This window comes from Bacillus sp. ME78, from assembly GCF_903970865.1.
Lineage (GTDB): Bacteria > Bacillota > Bacilli > Bacillales > Bacillaceae_G > Bacillus_A > Bacillus_A cereus.
In genome coordinates, this window is record NZ_CAJCKK010000015.1 from 75,246 (window position 1) to 94,202 (window position 18,957).

Genomic DNA, 18,957 nt, shown 5'->3' on the forward strand with positions numbered 1-18,957 from the left:
AACTCACAAAAATGTGAGTTTTTTATTTTTTTCTTTCTTTTCTTTATTTTTTTTTTATATTTGTCTTCTATATTAGTCCATAAGGAGGGATTTTATATGAATAATGAAATAGTTTTAGAAGCAAATCACTTAACAAAAACAGTAGGTGGTAAGACAATAGTAAATGATTTTTCAACTAAAATATATAAAGGAGATATTTGTGGTTTTCTGGGGCCGAATGGGGCAGGAAAAACAACTGTTATGCGTATGTTTACAGGATTAATTCGCCCGACAAAAGGGGCCATAAAAATAAGTGGTCAAGATGTAAATCAAAATAGACAACAGGCTTTGATGAATATGGGGGCAATTATTGAATCACCAATATTCTTCCCATATATGACGGGTAGAAAAATGCTACAAAATTTAGCGAGATTATACCCTGCTCTTTCGCGAAAAGAACAATTGGAACAAGTAGAAGCAATACTATCTATTGTAAGGTTAACTGAGGATGCGGATGTGAAAATTAAAAATTATTCATTAGGAATGAGACAGCGACTTGGCATTGCACAAGCTCTTCTAGGTGATCCTGATGTTATTTTGTTAGATGAGCCAGCAAATGGCCTGGATCCTATGGGCATGAGAGAGTTAAGGGAATTAATTCTTGAACTTCGTGAAAAGAAAAATTTAACCTTTTTTATTTCAAGCCATTTACTAGATGAAATTCAGCAAATGTGTGACCGTCTTGTCATAATTAGAAATGGAAAACTTATTACGCAAGGAAGGAAAGATGAATTAATTACAGATCCAACAAAAAGGTTGGAAGATGTGTTTGTGGAGATGATGACATCATGAGGGGACTTTTTATTTCTGAATTCGAAAGGCTTTGGACGCAAAAAATAACTTGGTTAATCTTGCTTTTCTTACCTTTAATGGTAGTTGCGTCAGTGAAATATTACTTAAACTGGAATCAACATACTTCTCCTGGAAGACCAGATTACGTTACTGCTTTAAATTTTCCTATAATAAGTATTTCTGAGCATCTTGTGGTTTCGTTTAATATTATCGCTATAATACTGATTTCCACTGTTATAGCGTATGAAGTAGAAAATGGACAATTAAGAATGATTTTAATTCGTCCATTCTCTACCTCACAATTGTTTGTAGCTAAACTTGCTACTATATTAACTACCATGTTTCTATATTTAACTTTGTTTTGGATTTTTAATTCTATAGCGGGTTATTTATTCTTTCCAAAGGTAGATACATTAATAACATTTATAGATGAAACCAAGGTGTCTATTGCAGGGGCGATATTATATAACTTAAAGTATTTCTTCGCATGTTTCATTACTATGGTTTGTATTGTTTCTGTATTTACATTAATAGGGGCGTTAAGTAGAAGTACGATGATTACTCTTGGATCAGGAGTAGCCTTTATTTTCTTTGCTATTGCAATTCCACAGATTTTAGAATTCTCTAACCAAACGATAATTAGCGCTAATACTGTACTACACCTTATGTACATGTCAATCGTTAAAATTCAGCATACAGGTATAGCATTTATACTTTCAACAAGTAATAGTATAAACATTTATATTGTTATAGTGGAAGCGATTTATATTTTCCTATTTGGAATGTTCGCATACCTGTCATTTGTGAAAAGAGATTATTTTATTTGAAAACTAGGAGGGAGTTTAATTGAAAGCATTAGTTATAAGTGAATGGGAACGACTATGGAATCAGAAAAAAAGCAAATGGATGTTGGGGATTTTTACTGTCATTGTTTTTCTTCAGGCTTGGTTTTTAAAGTACTATGGAGTGGGGATTTATAATGATGGGCAACAAGTTCCACTAAATTCTTGGAATTTTTCATGGTTTTTATTAAAGGAATCTTCTTTCTTAATTACTTTGATTTTCATGCCTGTATGTTTCTTGAATAGCTTAAATGTAGAATACAACTCAGGAGCATATCGTCTATTTTTAATTAGGCCTTTTCAACGTATAACCTTTCTTATGTCAAAATGGTTTTCTCTTTCTATAATGGTGTTACTCTACTTATTTGTTGTTCTTTTTGTTGGCATAGTACTTGGGTTGGTGTTTTTTAAAGCCGATGATGCTTTTATGTTCTACGGCCAACAAAAGACCGCGATAGAAGCGATATTATATACAGTACAAGTATATGGATTGTTTTTTATTATTCAAATGTGTGGCTTAGCTCTTGCTAGTTTAATAAGTGTCATAATTTCAAATGCAGTTATTAGCTTTTTCCTTCTGATCGGAATCTACATCGGGTGCTTGTACATTAGTCAATTATCGTTCTTTTTATTATCTGTCCAGAGTATCTTCCATGCGCTCAGCACAGGAAGTAACACTTTATACGTTCTGATTCTAGGTATCATGATTATTAGTGTTAGCGTTTGTATAAGCATTTGGAATAAAAAAGAATTTACATGTTAATGCACAGGATAGAATGGAGGTATACCATGATTATGTTAGAAGCTAAAGGAATCGAAAAAGTTTACAAAACTAAATTCCGAGAATATCCAGTTTTAAATAATGTCAACTTAACTGTTCATGAAGGAGATTTTGTAGGAATTATGGGACCTTCAGGGAGTGGAAAGTCTACACTTTTAAATGTACTTTCCTCTCTTGATTTTCCTTCAAATGGAGATATTACAATTAAAGGACAAAATTTAACTAATATGGATGGTGATCAATTAAGCAATTATCGTCGTGAAAATATTGGTTTTATTTTTCAAAATTATAATTTGTTAGATCATTTAACAATTGAAGAAAATATTCTTCTACCCGCAGCTTTAAGAATGGGGAGTAAAAAAGGTGTCAGGGATAAACTCAATACATTAGGGAATGAACTAAATATTGAATCACTTTTGCCAAAGTATCCCTATGAAATCTCTGGGGGACAACAACAAAGAGCAGCTATTATCCGTTCATTAATTAATGATCCTTATCTGTTATTTGCTGATGAACCGACGGGAAATCTAGATTCAAAATCTGCTTATGATGTATTGAATATACTAAAAACATTGAATGAAACACATAAAACAACTATTTTAATGGTAACTCACGACTCTGTAGCTGCTAGTTTTTGCAACAGGGTCATATTTTTGAAAGATGGCAAGATTGTTCATGAGATGCAACGTTCCTATGAAGAAAAGCAATTCAGTTTCAATCAACGTATACTACTGTATATCTCTAAAGAAGTGGGGGAGAATGATGTCAATATTTTCACTCGCACTTAAAAATATAACTCGCAATTTTTCACTGTATATAGTGTATCTTGTAAGTAGTATTCTATCAGTTACAATTTTTTATATGTATGCAGCATTTCTTTCATATCCAAAAGTTTCTGGAATAGAGCAACTGTTAATTGCATGTGAATTCATTATCCTGCTATTTTCATGTTTTTTCATTTCCTATTCTTATGACCATTTTCTTACTGAACGGAAAAAGGAAATTGGTATTTGGAAAACGTTCGGAGCTTCTAAAAAACAATTATTTATTATCATTGTTTTAGAGAATACGATAATTGGAGCAATTTCTATCGTAATTGGAATTATACTTGGTATAGCACTATCAAAAAGCTTTTTTGAATTCATCGGGAAATCGCTCTTCTTAAGTGAGTCATTTTCCTATTTCTTCTCTCCAATTGCTACTTTTTTTACAGTTATTTTGTTTGGAGTTCTATTCTTTTTTGTTTCATTACGTAGTTATTATAAAATTGGACGCATTTCTGTTTTGGAGTTATTTCAAGAGACAAAAAAAACAAAAGATTTACCTAGGTTTTCTAAGAAGAAATTCATAATTTCCCTGTTAATTTTGGTTATTTCGTATGTTTTTATCCTTTATGCAACTTTACCTGTACTATTATTTTCTTTTTTGCCTTTATCTGCTCTTTTATTGTTAGGGACGTACCTTTTTTGTTCACACGGATTAGTAGGAACTGTATCGTATTTAATTAATAAAGAAAAAAAACATTTAAATGGCATTCGAATGCTAATATTTATAAGTCTAAGGAAAAAACTTTATTATAATGCTAAAATCATCTTTCTTGTTTCAATATTCTTATCAATGATAATGATATTAATCAGCTCTATATATTTATATTCGGAGTTGAATGATCAAAGAATGCGAAGTAGCCACCCACAGCCAGCTGTATTTATTGTTGATAAAAAACAAGAGAATACATTAGAATCTGATTTAGAAAAAAATTTCAAAGGAGAGGTTGAGGGATTTCATAAGAAAAAATGGGAAGGTGTATTACTGAAATCATCAAAGGAAGAAGGACAAACTCTTATACTACAAACAAATTCATTCTTTATAAAGAACTGGACAAAAACAAAAAAAGATAACCTGTTATTTAGTAAAAAAAATGCTAATATCGATAAGTTGAATATCCAAACAAATAAAGGGAATACAAAATTGATAGTAAAAAATGTAGTTGAAGGACATGCGATAAACCCGGTATCTGGGATAGATAATGTAGTTTTTGTACCAGCAGATATACTTAATGAATTAGAGAAGGGAATATTACCTACTCAACATGTTTCATTTTATACATTAGATTTCAAGGAAGATAATAAGAGTTATAGTGCACTAAAAACTTTATTTGAGGCACTCCCTTTAGAGATAAAGGAACAGTCCAGCGTTCGTCTTCTTCATTATGAAAATACAGTTCAATTAACTTCAGTTTTATGGATAATAGCATTATTTATTGGTTTTATCTTGCTAATTGCTTTATCCAGTCTTCTTTGGTTTAAGTTATACGAAGATATATCTAATGATAGAAAAATATTTCACGCTTTAAGAAAAATTGGTTTGAATTTCAATGAAATAAAAAAAACATTAAGAGTTCAAATTGCAATAATTTTCTTTGTACCAATTATTCTCGGGGGAATAAATCTATTCATAGCAATCTATGCCTTGCAAAATATATTGGGAGGATTTAAAATTTACTCAATAATATTAATATTTTTTATTTTCTTGGTATTCCAATTGGTATTTTGCTTCATTTCAAACCACGTTTATTATAAGAAGGTTGTTCATGAAAAGAATATTAATTAGCAAGAAAATATATTTCACAAAATAATAAGAGTTTTAAAATAAACTAGAGAGGAGTGTTTTTTTGAATGGAACGATTCTTGTTGTAGATGATGAGTCAGAAATTGTAGATGTACTCTCTGATATATTCTGTGATCGGGGTTATAAAGTTCTCAAGGCCTACAATGGAGAACAAGCTCTAAATCATTTGAAAACACAAGTTGATTTAGTCATTTTAGATATTATGATGCCAAAAATGGACGGTTTTGAATTTTGTAAGGTCGTTCGTGAACAAATAAAATGCCCGATTCTATTTTTGAGTGCTAAACATTCAGAAATAGATAAAGTGAAAGGCTTTACTTTAGGTGGAGATGATTATATTACAAAACCATTCCAAGTTAAGGAGCTCATCGCACGTGTGGAGGCCCACTTGAGGCGTGAGAAAAGAGAACGTGTAAACTTGCAAAATCAACGTTTCTTAGGAAACTTGACCATTAACTATTTACAGCATGATGTTTTTATTGATGGAGTAAAAATAGATGTAACGAGTAAAGAGTTTAAAATATTAGAGCTTTTAACGGTAAATTTAGGACAAATTTTTTCTAAGGAACAAATTTATGAGAAAATTTGGGGATTGGATGCAGTAGGAGATCTCAATACAATAATAGTGCATATTAATAACTTAAGAGCTAAATTAAGTTTGGGTATGTCAACTTACCATATTAAAACCGTATGGGGAGTTGGCTATAAGTTGGAGAAATGTTAATGTTAAAAAAATTATCGTTGAAAAACCAATTTATTCTAACATTTGCAGCTGTAATATTTTTAAGTATTGTCAGTACGGTTTGTACGTTAATTTTAATATACTCTTTTCTTTTTATTTATAATGAAAAATCTGTTTTACCTGCCAACCATTATGAAAAACAAGTGCCTAGCATTGAAAAATTTGTAGAAATGAATGGAGATAAAATAGTAGATTTATCCTATCAAAAAAAAATAGAGAAAGTGATTCCAATGCAAGGAATTACTTATCAAGTTATGAATACGAATGGAAATAGGTTATATGGTACATTGAGTGATGAATTATTGAAAAACGATAAAGAAGTGTATCATAAAATAAATACCTCTACTCAAAATGGTAAACTAATTACAAAATACATTCCAATTATGAGTAATGATCAACTAGTTGGTGTGCTTGCTGTACGATACATACTAGCTGCATCTATTGATTATTACATAGAATATGTTTTTATTATTGCTTTTCTTATTCCTTTTATATTTTTAACGCTTTATTCTTATCTATTAGCTAAACGTTTAGGAAAACAATTGAATAAACCTATTAAAGAAGTAATAATGGCCTCACAAAAAATTAAAAACAAAGATTTAGACTTTGAAATAAAATATGAAAGTGAAAATGAAATAGGTATATTAATTGATTCATTTAACAGTATGAAGGAAGAATTAAAAAATTCATTATATGTTCAATGGAAATTAGAACAGGAACGTCGGGATATGGTTGCTTCCATTGCACATGATTTGCGAACACCGCTAACTATTATTTTGTCTCATGTAGAAGTATTAATGGAGCCCATGCCAAATAATCAAAAACGACTTCATCACTACTTACAAACAATAAAGAATAATACCGAAAGAGTATTGCATTTAACCGAAGAGATGAGAAGAATTTCTGAAGTGGATAACCCTGATTTCACTCTTATGATTTGTAATATAGCTCCAGCTGAAATGATTCCAGAAATGCTTGAAGAGTTTAAGGAATTGGCAAAAAATGAAGATATCCAATTAACCTATACTTTACTTATTAAACCAGAAGAAAAAAATCTTAAGTTTGCACTTGATCCAAATCGCTTGCATCAAATTCTGACGAATATTATTTCTAATAGTATTCGCTTTACGCCAAAAAAAGGAAGGATTAATGTGCAAGTGGAGGTGAAAAAAGACGTTATGTCTTTTTCTATCTCGGATTCTGGAGTTGGATTTAATACTAAAGATATTCCATTTTTATTTAGTAAATTCTACCAAGGGGATCTTTCAAGGTCAAATCAACTACATCATGGACTAGGTTTGTATATTGTAGAAAAATTGGTTGAAAAACATGGTGGAGAAATTCATGCTGAAAATAATGAGATTCAAGGAGCTCGGATTTCATTCACGATACACGCTCTGTTTAGTAATAAAAAAAGGAACTATGAATTGTCATAGTTCCTTCTCCGTTATTTAATAGCATTATATACATCCAGCTGTCCGTACCCCCAAGAAGCTTTATCAGGTGCTATATCTTTCTTTATTCCATTTTTGTAAAGGTGTGAAATTGATCGATTTGGTTGATTTTTATAATTATAGTGATTGATAATTAGAGCTAGTGTAGCGGATACTTTCGGAACTGCCATCGATGTTCCAGCGGCAAATAAGTATCTTCCAGTATTAAAAGTTGTCAGTACTTCTTCTTGTCGGAAAAGACCAGTATTCCACCATACCTCTTCGCCATATTGTTGCCACAAACGATAATCTCCTCCTGGAGCAGATATGTCAATGAATCCTTCTCCGTAATTAGAGAATACAGAACGTTGTCCAGTTGGACCAGTAGACGATACTGTTACTACTCCTGGTAATTCCCCAGGTGCTTCTATTCCTACACCAGTATATGTTTTACCCTCTTTTTCATATTTTTGTTTAAGAAAGTTATTTAGCTCCTGTTTATTAGCCACGTTTATAGAATCATTTCCTGCAGAAGCTACTACTATACTACCACGTTGATTGGCATATTCTATAGCACGTTTGTAACCTTCTACTTCTGCCCATCCATTGTCTACAAGTTTTCCATTTTCATAGACTTTTCCATTTACATAATAGGAACCAAGACTAAGGTTGATGACATCTACATCATCCTTAGCTGCTTCGATGATGGCATTAATGACCCAAGCTGCATCAGCTGATTTATTTCCAAATACACGATATGCTCTGATTCCCGTATTAGGAGCAACACCTTTTATTTCCCCATTTGCAGCAATAGATCCAGTAACGAGAGTTCCATGGCCGTTGATATCATTGATATTATTAATATCGCCTGTTTCTTCAGGTTCAGTACCTCTCAATCCTCCTTTTGGAACGAAATTTTTAGATCCGGGAATAAGGTTTTTTACTAAGTCAGGATGATCCACATCGACTCCCGAATCAATAATTCCAACAACCACATTATGAGAGCCAGTTTCCTTTTTATAACTTTCTCCATTATGAGTAAGTTCCTTCATGTCCCACTGCATATCCCATAAGGGAGGTAGGTTTGTATCTAAGGTTTTTGTTGAAAAATTAGATAAATTAGGTATCTTTATGGAATGAGAAATCTCTGGTGTTTCGACTTGCAAAGAAGGATTAACTGATTCGAATAAAGGAGATTGATTTGTAGACACTTGTGTATCTCCTTTGAATTGAATGAGTCCTATCTCCGGGACAGTGTAAGTAATTTCTCCATCCTTCTGTTTTATTTCGGTAATGCCTTGGTCTAATTTTGATGGGTCTTTTAATAAAACGGTGTAATATTGCTTAGGTTTTTCTTGAGCATGTCCTACATTTAAAAATAAAAAATACGTTAACACGGTTGCAATGACAGTGATTGCTTGTTTTTTCATAATTATCCCCTTACCTTTATAAATTGGAGGTGGAATTTGAAGATGGACCGCAAAATAAGTTTTGACAAATACCCCTATTGCCCATTTTGCTATCCCACCTAGATCCTATAAATAAGGTAACAAACCATTGGAAATTTCAAATCCGTAAATCCCGAACTTATAAGTGGTATATAGCGCAATATACTTCTTTATGTAAACACCCTGGAATTTCTACTTTAGATTTATTTCCAAAGGAATAATTCAGAAAATACAGAAAAATATCGTAATCATTTGTAGAAGTCTGTTATAATAAACGAAAAATGAAAACGCTTTAAAGGGGGATATAACCAATATGATGATGAATGTACCGCTAACAATTAGTTCTATGATGGAAAGAGCAGAAAAGTTATTCTCAAAGAAAGAAATTGTTTCTCGCACACATGATACCATTACGACATTAACGTATAAGCAGTTAGGAGAAAGGACGAGAAGACTTTCTAGTGCGTTAAAAAAGCTTGGGATTAAGGAAGGCGAGCGTATAGGAACGTTAGCGTGGAATCATCATCGACATGTGGAAGCGTATTTTGCTATTCCTGGTATTGCTTCCGTTTTACACACAATTAATATTCGTTTATCTCCTCAACATATTTCATACATTATTCAGCACGCAGAAGACCGAATTCTACTTATAGATGAAGATCTCATACCGCTTGTTGAAAATATTCAATCACAATTATCAACTGTACAAGCTTACATTATTATGACTGATAAAGATGAACTCCCAAATACTACGCTGAAGCCTGTATATCATTATGAAAAGCTATTAGAAGAAGGCGATCCAACTTTCCAATTTGTAAAAGATATTGATGAAAATACACCTGCTGGTATGTGTTATACGTCAGCGACTACAGGAAATCCGAAAGGTGTTGTATATACGCATCGTAGTACTGTACTGCATTGCATGGCACTCGGTTTAGCGGATACAGCTGCTTTATCGGAAAGTGACGCGGCGATGGCAATTGTACCGATGTTCCATGTGAATGCTTGGGGACTTCCTTTCGCTGCTACTTGGTTTGGATCAAAACAAGTTCTTCCAGGACCGATGTTTACGCCGAAAATTTTATTAGAAATGATCCAATCTGAAAAAGTGACGTTAGCTGCCGGTGTGCCGACAATTTGGCTCGGTGTATTACAAGAGTTAGAAAATAATAGTTATGATTTATCTAGTATGACGAGAATACTATGTGGTGGTGCAGCCGCACCGAAAAGTGTTATTAAAGCATTTGAACAGAAACACAATGTTCCTTTCATCCATGCATATGGTATGACCGAAACAAGCCCACTCGTAACACTTGCACGTTTAAAAAGTTATGAAACAGAATTATCGTATGAAGAGCAATTAGAAATTAGATCGAAGCAAGGGTATCTTGTCCCTGGTGTAGAGATGAAAGTAGTCGGTACAAATGGTGAAGTGAAGTGGGACGGTACGGAGATGGGAGAACTATGTTTACGAGCACCTTGGATCGCTGAAAGCTATTATAACGATGATCGTACTGTCGAAGGTTTTCGCGATGGATGGTTATATACTGGTGATGTTGTCACAGTGGATGAGGAAGGTTGCGTGAAAATTGTTGACCGTACGAAGGATGTTATTAAAAGCGGGGGAGAATGGATTTCTTCGGTCGATCTTGAAAATGCTTTAATGGCACATGATGCTATATTTGAAGCGGCTGTCGTTGCAGTTCCTCACCCTCAGTGGCAAGAGCGACCAATTGCCTGCGTTGTTCAAAAGAAAAATAGTACGGTTACAAAAGAAGAAATATATGAGTTTTTAAAACCACAGTTTGCGAAGTGGTGGTTGCCAGACGATATTGTCTTTATGGAAGAAATACCGAAAACATCTGTTGGGAAGTTTTTAAAACAGGCGCTTCGGAAAGAACTGGAGCATTTGCATAGAGAGAAATAAGTGAACTTCTATTTGTAAACTCTAATACATTAATAGTTGACAAAAGAGGAGTGGAAAGATAATATATTTTTTGTGATATGTTACCTAAAATAAATTTTAAGTTTACAAATAGGAGAAGCAAATATGAATACAAAAAACTTAGTTTTTGTCGCTTTATTTAGTTCTATTATGGGAGTGTTAGGGTTAATACCTCCGATTGCTCTTGCTATTACACCAGTTCCGATTACATTACAATCACTCGGTGTTATGCTTGCTGGTGGACTGTTAGGATCACGTCTAGGTGCAATAAGTCAGCTTATTTTCTTACTTATTGTAGGAGTTGGAGCACCATTACTTGCTGGTGGACGCGGTGGCCCAGGTGTATTTGTTGGACCAAGTGCAGGATATTTACTTGGTTATATCATTGGAGCGTTTGTCATTGGTTATTTAATTGAGCGTTTACGTGAAGTTTCTATTATAAAAGTATTATGTATTAATATAATTGGTGGTATTTTCGTAGTTTATGTATTTGGTATTACTGTACAAGCGTTCTTAATGGATGTTTCTGTATGGGAGACAATGAAAGTGAGTGCTGTGTTTTTACCAGGGGATTGTATAAAAGCAATTATTGCGGCAGTTCTCGTAACAAAATTACATCGTTCATTGAAACATATTATTACGCCCGCTTTAAAGAATGGAAAATATACAAATGCGGGATGATAAAGGGAAGAAACACGTTAATTGCGTGTTTCTTTTTATTATTATTGTAAAGAAAGGACGTCTCATATGGGGATTACAAAAGAATATAAAAAGCATGCCTCTTTACAACCAAATAAAATAGCGATAAAGGAAAATGATAGAGTTTTAACATATAAAGAGTGGTTTGAATCAGTTTGTAAAGTAGCAAGCTGGTTAAATGAAAAAAAATCGAAGAATAAAACGATAGCAATCCTATTAGAAAATCGTATAGAGTTTTTACAACTATTTTCTGGTGCCGCTATGGCCGGGTGGGTTTGTGTTCCGTTAGATATAAAGTGGAAACAAGATGAGCTCAGAGAAAGAATTGAAATTAGTAATCCGGATATGATTGTGACAGAACGATATAAGGTGAATGATCTATTGGATGAAGAAGGAAGAGTAATTGAAATTGATGAGTGGAAAAGAATGATAGAGAAATATCTTCCTACATATTCCACTGTAGAAAGTGTACAACATGCTCCTTTTTATATTGGATTTACATCAGGATCAACAGGAACAGCAAAAGCATTTTTACGTGCACAACAATCGTGGGTTCATAGTTTTGATTGTAATGTACATGACTTTCATATGAAAAGGGAGGATTCGATTTTAATAGCTGGGACGCTCGTTCATTCTCTTTTCTTATACGGGGCAATAAGTGCATTATATGTAGGACAAACAGTGCACATTATGAGAAAGTTCTTTCCAAATCAAGTATTAGATAAGTTAGAAACTGAAAATATATCAGTTATGTATACAGTTCCGACAATGCTTGAATCTTTATATAAAGAAAGTAGATTAATAGAAAATAAAGTGAAAATTATTTCGTCAGGAGCGAAATGGGAAGCTGAAGCGAAAGAAAAAATAAAGAATATATTTCCTTATGCGAAAAGATATGAATTTTATGGTGCATCAGAGTTAAGTTTTGTAACAGCACTAGTCGATGCAGAAAGCGAAAGAAGGCCAAATTCAGTGGGAAAACCTTGTCATAATGTGCAAGTTCGAATATGTAATGAAGCAGGCGAAGAAGTACAAAAAGGTGAAATAGGAACTGTTTATGTGAAAAGTGATCAGTTTTTTATGGGATACATAATAGATGGGGTTTTAACACGGGAGTTGAATGCAGAAGGTTGGATGACAGTGCGAGATGTAGGCTATGAAGATGAAGAAGGCTTTATATATATTGTTGGTAGAGAGAAGAATATGATTTTATTTGGAGGAATCAATATTTATCCAGAAGAAATAGAAAGTGTATTACATGAACACCCAGCTGTTGATGAAATAGTTGTAATTGGTGTGAAAGATAGTTACTGGGGTGAAAAGCCCGTCGCGATCGTAAAAGGAAGTGCTACGAAACAACAATTAAAGAGTTTTTGCTTACAGAGATTATCCTCTTTTAAAATACCGAAAGAATGGCATTTTGTAGATGGAATACCTTATACAAATAGTGGGAAAATCGCTCGTATGGAAGCAAAAAGTATGATTGAAAACCGGGAGAAAATATATGAATAGAGCAGTCATTGTAGAGGCGAAAAGAACACCTATTGGTAAGAAGAATGGGATGTTAAAAGAGTATGAAGTTCAGCAATTAACAACGCCGCTTCTTACGTTTTTAAGTAAAGGGATTGAGAGGGAAATAGATGATGTCATATTAGGTAATGTTGTTGGGCCAGGAGGGAATGTTGCGAGACTATCTGCTTTAGAGGCGGGACTTGGCTATCATATTCCTGGTGTAACGATTGATCGGCAATGTGGTGCTGGTTTAGAAGCAATTCGAACTGCGTGTCATCTCATTCAAGGCGGGGCAGGTAAGTGTTATATCGCCGGGGGAGTAGAGAGTACAAGTACGTCACCTTTTCAAAAAAGAGCACGATTTTCACCTGAAACAATTGGTGATCCTGACATGGGAGTAGCGGCTGAATATGTTGCGGAGCGTTATAATATAACGAGAGAAATGCAAGACGAGTATGCTTGTCTTAGTTATAAGCGGACACTGCAAGCGTTAGAAAAAGGATATATACATGATGAAATATTTTCTTTTAATGGATTATTAGATGAATCTATAAAGCCAGAAATGAATTATGAACGAATCATTAAAAGAACAAAGCCCGCATTTTTACAAAATGGAACAGTGACGGCAGGTAATTCATGTGGTGTAAATGATGGGGCATGTGCTGTTCTTGTAATGGAAGAGGGACAAGCCCGAAAGTTAGGTTATAAACCTGTCCTTCGTTTCGTTCGTAGTGCTGTAGTGGGAGTGGATCCCAAGCTTCCAGGGACTGGTCCGATATTTGCGGTGAACAAATTATTAAACGAAATGAATGTAAAAGTAGAGGACATCGATTATTTTGAAATAAATGAAGCATTCGCCTCAAAAGTTGTTGCTTGCGCAAAAGAGTTACAAATTCCGTACGAAAAAGTAAATGTAAATGGTGGAGCAATTGCGCTCGGTCATCCGTACGGTGCATCTGGTGCTATGCTTGTAACACGTTTGTTTTATCAGGCACAAAGAGAGTCTATGAAATATGGAATTGCTACATTAGGAATTGGAGGCGGGATAGGGATTGCGCTATTATTTGAGAAAGTAGAAGACTAGCGAAGTAACTAGTTTTCTACTTTTTGAGGAACATAAATATTGCTACCAGGCTTCGCTTTCATTTCGTTCCAAGCAGCAATCGCATCAGCTTTTGCTTTCCCTTTATTATTTGGATCTTCGAAAAAGTCACGAGTAAAGCGATTGTATTCAAATTGTGTACCGATAGTTGTTTTGTATGTAGGGTCTTTTTTTCGTTCGTTTTCTTCATGCCAAAAAGCTATCGCGTCTTCATATGTTTTTCCAACATTCTCTTTGAAAAATTTTTGAAGAGCTACTGTAAAGCGGAAGTTTGTTCCGATTTTTTCTTTGAAAAAAGCACGAACATCTTCGCTACAGCGGTGATTGTTAGTAATAATCGTTTGAAGAGAAAGGTCTTTATAGGATAGGGAAGCTTTACTCACCTTTTGAACAGAGCTGTTTTTCAATATTTTACCAGTAGTTAAATAATGTGAGATACGCTCGGTTATTTCGATCTTAGAGCCACTAGCTGGCAACCCATGTTCACGACAAAATGTTTGGAGTTCTGCTTTTAACCAATAATAGTTTTGGAAATCTTCAAGTGATATAGACTTTGTTAAAGGTGGACGCATGAATGTAACAACTACTTTCTTCCATAATTTTCTTCAATTATAAAACGTATGTTCTTTTTATGGAAGGGTTAATTTGTAAATATAATGGGAAGAGGAGATTGCATATGGAAAATGTAATGCAAGTTCGTGTTACAGGAATTTTAATTGAAGATGAAAAGGTATTGCTAGTAAAGCAAAAAGTGGCTAATCGAAATTGGTCTTTACCTGGAGGAAGAGTGGAGAATGGTGAAATGTTAGAAGAGGCGATGATTAGAGAAATGAGAGAAGAAACGGGATTAGAAGTTAAAATTAAGAAGCTACTCTATGTTTGTGATAAACCGGATGCCAGTCCATCTTTACTACATATTACATTTCTACTTGAAAAGATTACAGGGGAAATTACGTTACCCTCAAATGAATTTGATCATAATCCAATTCATGATGTGCAAATGGTGCCGATTAAAGATATAAGTCATTATGGTTTTTCAGAAACTTTTATAACTCTTATAAGTGAAGGTTTTTCAAATGCAGGGAGTTACCAAGGATTGAAACAAAATATTGGTTTGTAAGTATAGAGTAAGGATAGCTGTTAGCTATCCTTACTAAAAATGCTTTACACCGCCGACTGTAAAGAAGAAACAAGCTGATTTAAAAATTCATCTCCGCTCATAATTGCTTTCCCGCCACCGCGAGCACTCTTCTTATTTCCGCCACCTTTTCCTTCGATTGTAGGAAGAGCGTCTTTTAAAAGAGCATTCATATCGAGTGATACTGATTTTCCGCAAGCGAGAATACATTGTAGTTTGTCATCATTTTCGATGACGAAATACGTAATTGCATGCTCTTGTTGTTCTGTAATAATAGCGGAAAGTTTTGCGATTTCTTGCATAGAACGATTTGTAAATACTTTAGAAATAAGTATGCCGGCATGAATTTTTATAGGTTGTAGAAGTAGTTCATTTGCCTCTGCAAATAATAATTTTTCATTCATTGTTTGTATTGTTTTTTCGTTTTCTTTTTGAGAAGTAAGCAGTTGCGCCACTTTTGCTGGAATATCATTTTCGCTACTGTTTAATTGTTTAGAAACATCTTTCATAATTTGTTGCTGTTGTCCCATTAATTTAAGTGTACGCCAACCAGCGATAAACGTTAAGCGTATACCACCTTTATTGCGCTCCCATCCTAGTACTTGAATAGGACCAACTTCACCAGTTCGTTTCGGATGCGTTCCACCACAGCCGTTGTAGTCAAAGTTTTCGATAATAACAACCCGTATATTTTCTGTCATAGTCGGTTCTTTACGAAGGGGCAACGTTTTCGCTTCTTCTAAGTCCATCCACTGGATGCGGATTGGATGGTTTTCAAAAACAATTTTGTTTGCAATTTGTATTGCTTTTTCAACCGTTTCTGCATGAAGATTTTCTGTTTCTAAATCAATTGTTACTGTTTCTTTACCAAGATGGAATCCAATTGTAGGCATGTTAAAATGGTCCCAAAAAGCAGCAGATAAAATGTGCTGAGCTGCATGTTGTTGCATATGATCAAAACGGCGCTCCCAATTGATTTTACCTTCTACGTCTTCTGTATGTAATTGTTCTGCAATGTAGTGACGAATTTCTCCGTTTATCTCTTCTACATTGATTACATTGATATCATTTAATGTACCAGTATCATATGGTTGTCCGCCACCTGTCGGATAAAATGCTGTTTCATTCAAAACAACGTATAAGTTACCGTCTTTATCATAATCTTGCTTTATAATTTTAGTAGTAAAGTCTTGCTTATAAGCGTCAGTGTAATATAATTTGTGCTCCAATTTTCTTTCTCCTCTCGCATTAACTAGTTTCATTGTAATGCAATTGAAATTAGTTTCCTAATATTTCAGAAGAAAGAAACTATTTTTAGAATTTTCTTGCTATAATAAGGGAAAGAAAATGCGGGGGTGGAATAAATATGTTATATGAAAACGGCGTAGATAAACTGCTTAGTTTAAGTAGAAATATTTCCGAATTATATCGAGAATTAAACGAAATGACCCGGATTTTAACGGATTGTAATCGAGAAAGTGTGAAGTTTGATCGATTATATGTAAAAGAGTTACTTTGGAAGAAAGAAGATGTAATAGAGAAATATGATCAGCTACTTGTACAACTTTGTATTAACGAATGCTTTGATCTAAAAAGTGTCATTACAGGGGAATATAAGTATACATATGAAGAAGTAGAAAACATAGTTTTACAATTTAATGAAAAGTATAATGTTGCAATCTTAATTAAAGATGTGTGTAAAGAATTACAGTTCACATATGGAATTGATATGGACATAACGAGAACAACTCGGGTATCAACAGCTCAAGTATAGAAAAAGGAAAAGAAAGCAGATCCTTTGCTTTCTTTTTTTTGTGAAAATAGAGAGAGTAGGTTTAACGATGAAGGGGAAGTTACAGCATATTCATCCGCTTGGAATGAGTATTATTTTAGGGACATTGTTTGCTAGGTTTGCAACTTCAATGAGTATCCCTTTTTTAGCGATTTATTTAACGACTGTTAAAGGTGTATCAGCTGGAATGACTGGTGCTATTATTGGAACGAGTGCACTTGTAGGTGTTTTTGCTAGTTTTATCGGAGGGAATTTATCAGATCGATTTGGCCGGAAAACGATTATGCTCTGGTCCATGATCGTTTGGATTTTTGTGTTTATAGGTTTTTCACTTGCGGATCATGTTTTAAGTTTCTTTTTATTAAACGCTTTAAATGGATTATGTAGGTCGTTTTTTGAGCCAACATCAAGAGCATTATTATCAGATTTAACGAAACCAGAGTATCGTTTACTCGTATATAATTTGCGTTATGGTGCAATCAATGTTGGAGTAGCGATTGGCCCACTTGTCGGATTACAAATCGGAAGCGCAAAATCTACAATTCCTTTTTTAGTAGCAGCTGGGGTATATATTTTATATACAGCTATATTAGCGTTCCAATTTAAGAAGTATCCAATAGAAAAAAAGAAAGTGAATAAAGAAAAACCTGTTACAATGCTAAATGCAATGCGTATATTGCGAAAAGATATAGTATTTTTAGTTGCTTTAGTCGGTATTATTTTGAGTAATTGTGGTTTTTCACATTTAACGACCACAGTATCTCAATATTTTGCAAATGCACATATATTTGAGGATGGAGTGAAGCTATTCTCATATATGCTCGCTTTAAATGCAATTGTTGTAGTGATTATCCAATACCCTGTTATTCAAATGTGCAAAAAGTATACACCGTTAACATCAATTATGGTTGGGACTTTATTTGTGAGCGGGGGATTATTTGGCTTTGGAATAGTAGAATCTATGCTAGGTGCTGCCGTTTGTACAATTATTTTTACAATTGGAGAAGTCTTAATGTTTTCGATGACGGATGTATTTATTGATGATATTGCTGTTGCGCATCTAAAAGGAACATACTTCGGTGCGATGGGCTTTTCGGGAATTGGAGCAGTAATAGGTCCGTGGTTTGGAGGAGTACTTCTCGATTACTACGGCTACCAAAATGGGTTTGTAGTATTTTCAGCACTAGCTATATTTTCAACTGTGGCATTTCCTGTGCTTTTAGTTACAAAAGGTTTATCGAAAAAAAGATATGATAGAAATTCTAATATAGGAATGCATGCGAAATAACATAAGCCCCAGTAACCAACTGGGGCTCAGTTTGTATTATATTAACTCTTAATTTGAAAAAAGAACTTTCTTTTCATGCTTATCAGCAACTTCATTTTTGGAAATATGAATGGCTAAAAATCCGTTTTCTAAGCAGGCTAGCATCTTTTTATAAATGATAGTAGTAGGTAAAGGGATTGTTCGTTGCAAGGAAATGTTTTTATGAAGTATGCATATAGCTAGGCCTGTCTCTAACTTTTTAATGAGTACATTTTGTTCCGTGACATTTTGTACATCTGTTTCCAAAATATATTCTTCTTCGGTTTCGCAAAGATCGATGTAAATTTGATTTGGAAAGCTAAAGTTACTATAAGAATCGGAACAAAATTGATCCATCCATTCTTCGAAACCATCAACATGAAAAAGACAATTCTTCTTTTTCTTGCCCATGTAAGACACCCTCCGTAAAATATCAATTCATATCATGTTATGCATGAATGAAACAGAGGTGAAGAATAAATGATGAAATACAAACATTTTATGTTGAATGTGCACGGTATGTGAATGTTTTTTATTACATATCATGATGTGCATGATTTTTTTGGCGTGAATGGTTACGGTTTTTCACTTTATGAGATCCGCTTAATGGTTCTGGTTGTCCTTTTTTTTCTTTAGATTCACGATTGTTTTTACCCATTGTATATGACACCTCCTCTTTCTTTTTAGAATGAGAGAAGTTGACGATTTTATACGAGAATGTTTTTAGAAAAAAAGGTAAAGATAAAGGGGACTAACAA

At 33.8% G+C, this 18,957-nt stretch carries 19 protein-coding genes; 14 read left to right on the forward strand and 5 right to left on the reverse strand.

Going from position 1 to position 18,957, the window contains the following annotated elements; genetic code table 11:
- Nucleotides 1-96: 96 nt before the first annotated feature.
- From H6481_RS17335 to H6481_RS17365, 7 genes are all read left to right on the forward strand, one after another.
- Complete coding sequence (locus H6481_RS17335) at nt 97-831, forward strand: ATP-binding cassette domain-containing protein (RefSeq protein ID WP_063548351.1); 735 nt, start codon at nt 97-99, stop codon at nt 829-831.
- Complete coding sequence (locus H6481_RS17340) at nt 828-1,658, forward strand: ABC transporter permease (RefSeq protein WP_063548349.1); 831 nt, start codon at nt 828-830, stop codon at nt 1,656-1,658. Before H6481_RS17335 ends, H6481_RS17340 begins: the two co-directional genes overlap by 4 nt.
- Before the next feature lie 19 nt (nt 1,659-1,677).
- On the forward strand, nt 1,678-2,436 hold the full coding sequence (locus tag H6481_RS17345; RefSeq protein WP_023522744.1) for an ABC transporter permease: 759 nt from the start codon (nt 1,678-1,680) through the stop codon (nt 2,434-2,436).
- Nucleotides 2,437-2,462: 26 nt separating this feature from the next.
- Nucleotides 2,463-3,242 carry an ABC transporter ATP-binding protein gene (locus H6481_RS17350; RefSeq protein ID WP_023522743.1) on the forward strand — a complete coding sequence of 260 codons (780 nt, stop codon included), beginning with the start codon at nt 2,463-2,465 and terminating at the stop codon, nt 3,240-3,242.
- Nucleotides 3,217-5,064: an FtsX-like permease family protein gene (locus H6481_RS17355; protein WP_063548347.1), complete on the forward strand. Its 1,848-nt coding sequence runs from the start codon at nt 3,217-3,219 to the stop codon at nt 5,062-5,064. The genes H6481_RS17350 and H6481_RS17355 overlap by 26 nt, the downstream gene beginning before the upstream one ends.
- A 61-nt stretch (nt 5,065-5,125) precedes the next feature.
- Nucleotides 5,126-5,806: a response regulator transcription factor gene (locus tag H6481_RS17360; protein ID WP_023522741.1), complete on the forward strand. Its 681-nt coding sequence runs from the start codon at nt 5,126-5,128 to the stop codon at nt 5,804-5,806.
- Nucleotides 5,806-7,260 (forward strand): HAMP domain-containing sensor histidine kinase, encoded by a 1,455-nt coding sequence (locus H6481_RS17365; protein WP_043924693.1) that lies wholly within the window; start codon nt 5,806-5,808, stop codon nt 7,258-7,260. The genes H6481_RS17360 and H6481_RS17365 overlap by 1 nt, the downstream gene beginning before the upstream one ends.
- Nucleotides 7,261-7,271: 11 nt before the next feature.
- On the opposite strand, the gene H6481_RS17370 is transcribed toward H6481_RS17365, so the two are convergent.
- Nucleotides 7,272-8,687: a S8 family serine peptidase gene (locus H6481_RS17370; protein WP_078994804.1), complete on the reverse strand. Its 1,416-nt coding sequence runs from the start codon at nt 8,685-8,687 to the stop codon at nt 7,272-7,274.
- A gap of 331 nt (nt 8,688-9,018) precedes the next feature.
- On the opposite strand from H6481_RS17370, the gene H6481_RS17375 reads away from it, so the two are divergent.
- From H6481_RS17375 to H6481_RS17390, 4 genes are all read left to right on the forward strand, one after another.
- Nucleotides 9,019-10,632 carry a long-chain fatty acid--CoA ligase gene (locus H6481_RS17375; protein ID WP_097961063.1) on the forward strand — a complete coding sequence of 538 codons (1,614 nt, stop codon included), beginning with the start codon at nt 9,019-9,021 and terminating at the stop codon, nt 10,630-10,632.
- A 123-nt stretch (nt 10,633-10,755) separates the two neighbouring features.
- A complete protein-coding gene (locus tag H6481_RS17380) occupies nt 10,756-11,331 on the forward strand; it encodes a biotin transporter BioY (protein ID WP_097961064.1) in 576 nt (191 codons plus the stop codon).
- A gap of 66 nt (nt 11,332-11,397) precedes the next feature.
- On the forward strand, nt 11,398-12,861 hold the full coding sequence (locus H6481_RS17385; protein WP_097961065.1) for an acyl-CoA synthetase: 1,464 nt from the start codon (nt 11,398-11,400) through the stop codon (nt 12,859-12,861).
- Nucleotides 12,854-13,945 carry an acetyl-CoA C-acyltransferase gene (locus H6481_RS17390; RefSeq protein ID WP_001078003.1) on the forward strand — a complete coding sequence of 364 codons (1,092 nt, stop codon included), beginning with the start codon at nt 12,854-12,856 and terminating at the stop codon, nt 13,943-13,945. Before H6481_RS17385 ends, H6481_RS17390 begins: the two co-directional genes overlap by 8 nt.
- Nucleotides 13,946-13,953: 8 nt before the next feature.
- On the opposite strand, the gene H6481_RS17395 is transcribed toward H6481_RS17390, so the two are convergent.
- On the reverse strand, nt 13,954-14,535 hold the full coding sequence (locus H6481_RS17395) for a DUF6434 domain-containing protein (RefSeq protein ID WP_182812469.1): 582 nt from the start codon (nt 14,533-14,535) through the stop codon (nt 13,954-13,956).
- Between the two features lie 104 nt (nt 14,536-14,639).
- Here H6481_RS17395 and H6481_RS17400 point away from each other — a divergent pair, with 104 nt between their 5' ends.
- Entirely contained in the window at nt 14,640-15,083 is a 444-nt protein-coding gene (locus tag H6481_RS17400; RefSeq protein WP_182812472.1) for an NUDIX hydrolase, read from the forward strand.
- 44 nt (nt 15,084-15,127) lie between these two features.
- Here H6481_RS17400 and H6481_RS17405 read toward each other — a convergent pair whose 3' ends face one another.
- On the reverse strand, nt 15,128-16,330 hold the full coding sequence (locus H6481_RS17405; RefSeq protein ID WP_182812475.1) for a DHHA1 domain-containing protein: 1,203 nt from the start codon (nt 16,328-16,330) through the stop codon (nt 15,128-15,130).
- A gap of 137 nt (nt 16,331-16,467) precedes the next feature.
- Between H6481_RS17405 and H6481_RS17410 the strand changes: the two genes are divergently transcribed.
- Nucleotides 16,468-16,875: a hypothetical protein gene (locus H6481_RS17410; RefSeq protein WP_000965149.1), complete on the forward strand. Its 408-nt coding sequence runs from the start codon at nt 16,468-16,470 to the stop codon at nt 16,873-16,875.
- Nucleotides 16,876-16,942: 67 nt separating this feature from the next.
- Nucleotides 16,943-18,181, forward strand: a complete 1,239-nt coding sequence (locus tag H6481_RS17415) for an MFS transporter (protein WP_043924692.1) — start codon at nt 16,943-16,945, stop codon at nt 18,179-18,181.
- Nucleotides 18,182-18,229: 48 nt separating this feature from the next.
- Here the strand turns inward: H6481_RS17415 and H6481_RS17420 are convergent, their stop codons facing one another.
- Nucleotides 18,230-18,610: an Hsp20/alpha crystallin family protein gene (locus H6481_RS17420; protein WP_023522729.1), complete on the reverse strand. Its 381-nt coding sequence runs from the start codon at nt 18,608-18,610 to the stop codon at nt 18,230-18,232.
- A 124-nt stretch (nt 18,611-18,734) separates the two neighbouring features.
- A complete protein-coding gene (locus tag H6481_RS17425) occupies nt 18,735-18,857 on the reverse strand; it encodes a small acid-soluble spore protein P (protein WP_000517651.1) in 123 nt (40 codons plus the stop codon).
- Nucleotides 18,858-18,957: the final 100 nt, after the last annotated feature.

Bases quoted from the DNA above. Each gene is read 5' to 3' on its own strand.
- H6481_RS17335 (WP_063548351.1), top strand. From the start codon at position 97: ATGAATAATGAAATAGTTTTAGAAGCAAATCACTTAACAAAAACAGTA.
- H6481_RS17340 (WP_063548349.1), top strand. From the start codon at position 828: ATGAGGGGACTTTTTATTTCTGAATTCGAAAGGCTTTGGACGCAAAAA.
- H6481_RS17350 (WP_023522743.1), top strand. From the start codon at position 2,463: ATGATTATGTTAGAAGCTAAAGGAATCGAAAAAGTTTACAAAACTAAA.
- H6481_RS17355 (WP_063548347.1), top strand. From the start codon at position 3,217: ATGTCAATATTTTCACTCGCACTTAAAAATATAACTCGCAATTTTTCA.
- H6481_RS17365 (WP_043924693.1), top strand. From the start codon at position 5,806: ATGTTAAAAAAATTATCGTTGAAAAACCAATTTATTCTAACATTTGCA.
- H6481_RS17370 (WP_078994804.1), bottom strand. From the start codon at position 8,687: ATGAAAAAACAAGCAATCACTGTCATTGCAACCGTGTTAACGTATTTT.
- H6481_RS17375 (WP_097961063.1), top strand. From the start codon at position 9,019: ATGATGATGAATGTACCGCTAACAATTAGTTCTATGATGGAAAGAGCA.
- H6481_RS17380 (WP_097961064.1), top strand. From the start codon at position 10,756: ATGAATACAAAAAACTTAGTTTTTGTCGCTTTATTTAGTTCTATTATG.
- H6481_RS17385 (WP_097961065.1), top strand. From the start codon at position 11,398: ATGGGGATTACAAAAGAATATAAAAAGCATGCCTCTTTACAACCAAAT.
- H6481_RS17390 (WP_001078003.1), top strand. From the start codon at position 12,854: ATGAATAGAGCAGTCATTGTAGAGGCGAAAAGAACACCTATTGGTAAG.
- H6481_RS17395 (WP_182812469.1), bottom strand. From the start codon at position 14,535: ATGCGTCCACCTTTAACAAAGTCTATATCACTTGAAGATTTCCAAAAC.
- H6481_RS17400 (WP_182812472.1), top strand. From the start codon at position 14,640: ATGGAAAATGTAATGCAAGTTCGTGTTACAGGAATTTTAATTGAAGAT.
- H6481_RS17410 (WP_000965149.1), top strand. From the start codon at position 16,468: ATGTTATATGAAAACGGCGTAGATAAACTGCTTAGTTTAAGTAGAAAT.
- H6481_RS17415 (WP_043924692.1), top strand. From the start codon at position 16,943: ATGAAGGGGAAGTTACAGCATATTCATCCGCTTGGAATGAGTATTATT.
- H6481_RS17420 (WP_023522729.1), bottom strand. From the start codon at position 18,610: ATGGGCAAGAAAAAGAAGAATTGTCTTTTTCATGTTGATGGTTTCGAA.
- H6481_RS17425 (WP_000517651.1), bottom strand. From the start codon at position 18,857: ATGGGTAAAAACAATCGTGAATCTAAAGAAAAAAAAGGACAACCAGAA.